General features: G+C 75.7%; 2 protein-coding genes. One reads left to right on the top strand and one right to left on the bottom strand.

The genetic code is table 11. The annotated features are described in order from the left end of the window. Nucleotides 1–237 precede the first annotated feature (237 nt). Nucleotides 238–1494, top strand: coding sequence for a streptophobe family protein (locus AOK18_RS26375; protein WP_055695965.1), 1257 nt, complete (start codon nucleotides 238–240; stop codon nucleotides 1492–1494). A gap of 262 nt (nucleotides 1495–1756) precedes the next feature. Here AOK18_RS26375 and AOK18_RS26370 read toward each other — a convergent pair whose 3' ends face one another. After that, nucleotides 1757–2839 carry a serine/threonine-protein kinase gene (locus tag AOK18_RS26370; protein WP_055695966.1) on the bottom strand — a complete coding sequence of 361 codons (1083 nt, stop codon included), beginning with the start codon at nucleotides 2837–2839 and terminating at the stop codon, nucleotides 1757–1759. Nucleotides 2840–2891 lie beyond the last annotated feature (52 nt).

The raw sequence follows: 2891 nt of genomic DNA, 5'->3' as shown, positions 1-2891 counted from the left end.
GCCCGACAGAGGTCCGGAGGGGGGCCCGGTGGGCCGGTCGGGGGACGGCGGTTCGACGGTCACGGGCCCTTCCTCCCACCGCGGTTCCGGAAGACGGCCACCGGGTCGGCATCGGCACGGCCACGGTGGTCCTTGCGTCGTCGGTTCATTGTGTGCCCCGTCGGTGCGCCTGCCGCAAGCCGACGCGGACGGACCTCCCGGCGGGCGTCCCGTGCGGAGGCTGCTTAGCGTGCAGGGGTGGATTCACGCACCCTCTCCGACCTGGCGGTCCCCCGCCACGGCTGGGCGCAGGCCCTCGTCACGGTGCTGGGCGGCCTGCTCTCCATGGGCCTCGTGGCCGCGCTCGGACTGGGGGCGGCCGGTGCCACGGACCTCCCGGACGGTTCGTTCCCCGGGGTGCTCGCGGCGACCGTCGTCACGGCCGTCGGCGGGTCGGTGGACCTGTCCGGCGACGCGAGCGGCCTGGCCGGCGCGGAGGGCGGCCTGACCGTCATGCCGCTGTCCGTCACCCTCACCGGCGCCCTGTTCATCGGCTGGAGCTTTCTGCGCCCGTTGCGCCACCGGGCCGTCGCCGGGGCGCCGGAACTCGCCGGGTGGGCCGCGAGGATCGCCGCCCTGTGGTTGGTCGCCCTGCTCTGCCTGGCCTTCGCCGCCCGGCACACGTTCGAGGTCTCCCTCGGGGAAGGCGCCCTGGACGATCTCGGTGAGCTGTTCGGAATCTCCCCCGAGATCGGCTTCGCCGCCGATGTGCCGGTGACCGTTCTCGTCGGCCTGCTCTGGCTGGCGGGCGTCCTGGTGCTGGCCCTGCTGGTGTCGCCCGGCGCCCCGCTGCCGGGCCGGCTGCTCCGGTTCCAGGCGGCGGTACGGCCCGCGGCGCACGCGATGCTGCACCTGCTGCTCGCCTGCGTCGTCGTCGGCGGCCTGGTCGCGCTGGTCGTCGCGGCGACGCGGGGGCGTCCGGCGGAGACGTTCGCCCTGCTCCTGCTGGGCCTGCCCAACGTGGCCTGGCTCGCGCTGACCATCGGGCTGGGCGCCACCTGGGACGGCAGGGTGGCGGGCCCCTTCGGACTGCCCGTGCCGCACGTCCTGGACGAGGTGCTGCGCACCGAGGACGTCTCGGCACTGAACCTGGGCACACTCGCCGAGCACGACGGCAGGGTGTGGTGGCTGCCGGTGGCCGTCGCGGTCCTGCTGCCGGCCGTGGCGTTCGTGATGGCGGCCCTGTCACCGGCCCGGATCCGGGCCTGGCAGCACGCCGTGCACCTGGCGGTGGCGTTCGCCCTGGCGGTCCTGACGATCTGCCTGGTCGGCCGGATCTCCGCCCGGCTCGGACTGTCCGTGCTCGGCATCGGCGACCTGGACACGGGGCTCTCCGGTCAGGTCCTGCTGCAACCGCGTCTGCCGGGCGCGCTGGGACTGGCCCTCCTGTGGGGTCTGGTCGCCGGCTTCGCGGGCGCGCTGCCGGCCCGGAGGATGCGCCGCCGGACCGGCTGACGCGGACGGACGGCCGGCAGCGCCGGAGAGGACCAGCAGTCCGGCAGGGCCGGCGGGCCGGGCGGGGTCTCCCGGGACGGCGCACCTGGGGCGTGTTTCGAAAGGAGCGCCGTCCGCCCGAAGGGCGGGCCCCGCGGCGTCTGGTGCGGTGCATCGCAAGGCGGAGGGTCGCCCGCGTACTGGGCGTACGCGGGCGATCCCGACAACGCGGCGAGGCGCCGTGCCAGACGCCGCGGGGCAGGAGGGACTTTCGAAACACGCCTTAGGTCCGCGCCCGCCCGAACGCCGGTCGCGCCCAGGCCGGTGGGGGCCGTGGTGCGTCCCGCTCCGTCTCCCCCGCCGCCGGTGCGGCTCCGCTCGGGTCCCCGACGGCGTTTGCGCCGCGGTCGCCGCCCGTGCCCCCGTTCCGGCTGCCGCGCAGGTCCACCCGGGTGGCGGGATGGTGCCCCCCGGGAGCGGTCGCGGTGCCGTCCTCCGTGACGGCGGCGCGCAGGGCGGCGACGAGGTCCAGGCAGGACGCGTACCGGTCGTCGGGGCTCTTCGCCAGCGCCTTGGCGAGGACGGCGTCGGCCCGCGGGGGGAGATCGGGACGTGCGGCGGTCAGGGGTGGCGGCTCGTCGTACTGGTGGGCCCAGAGCAGGGCCATGTCGTCGTCCCGCTGAAAGGGCGGACGGCCGGTGAGGGTCTCGTGGACGACGCAGGCGAGCCCGTAGACGTCGCAGCGGGCGTCGACCGGACGTCCGGAGATCTGTTCCGGGGCCACGTAGTCGAGGGTGCCGACGAACTGGCCGACGGTGGTGAACCCCGTCAGGGACAGGGACTTCTTGGTCAGGCCGAAGTCGGTCAGGTAGACGTGCTCGGGGTGGTCGCTGTCGGTGCCGCGGGCGACCAGGATGTTGCCGGGCTTGACGTCCCGGTGGACCAGGCCCTGCTCGTGGGCGGCGTCGAGTGCCGAGGCCGCCTGCGCGGCGATGCGCAGCGCGGTGCGGGACGGCAGGGGTCCCTCACGGTCGAGGAGGCGGCGCAGGTCGCTGCCCTCGACGTACCGCATGGCGATGTAGAGGATGCCGTCCGTCTCCCCGGCCTCGAAGACGGGGACGATGTGCGGGTGGTCGAGGGCCGCGGCGGTACGGGACTCGTGGGTGAAGCGGCGGCGGAAGACGTCGTTGCGGGCGAGTTCCGGGGCGAGCAGCTTCAGGGCGACGGTGCGGTCCAGGCGCAGGTCCCGGGCGCGGTAGACGACGGCCGTGCCGCCGCGGCCGATCTCCCGCTCGATGCGGTAGCCGGCGACCCGCCGCCCCGCCGCCCCGGAGGGGCGGCCGGCGGACGGGCCGGCGGGGCGCATCATCGGACGCCTCGGTCCGGGGCAGCGGTGCGGGTGGGGGCCTGTCCGGGGG

Source organism: Streptomyces prasinopilosus (assembly GCF_001419695.1).
GTDB classification, from domain to species: Bacteria; Actinomycetota; Actinomycetes; order Streptomycetales; family Streptomycetaceae; genus Streptomyces; species Streptomyces prasinopilosus.
Note: the sequence above shows the minus strand (reverse complement) of the source record. Positions and strands in the feature narration are given on the sequence as shown.

Coding starts and splice junctions, on each gene's coding strand:
- AOK18_RS26370 (WP_055695966.1), bottom strand. CDS start 2,839: ATGCGCCCCGCCGGCCCGTCCGCCGGCCGCCCCTCCGGGGCGGCGGGG.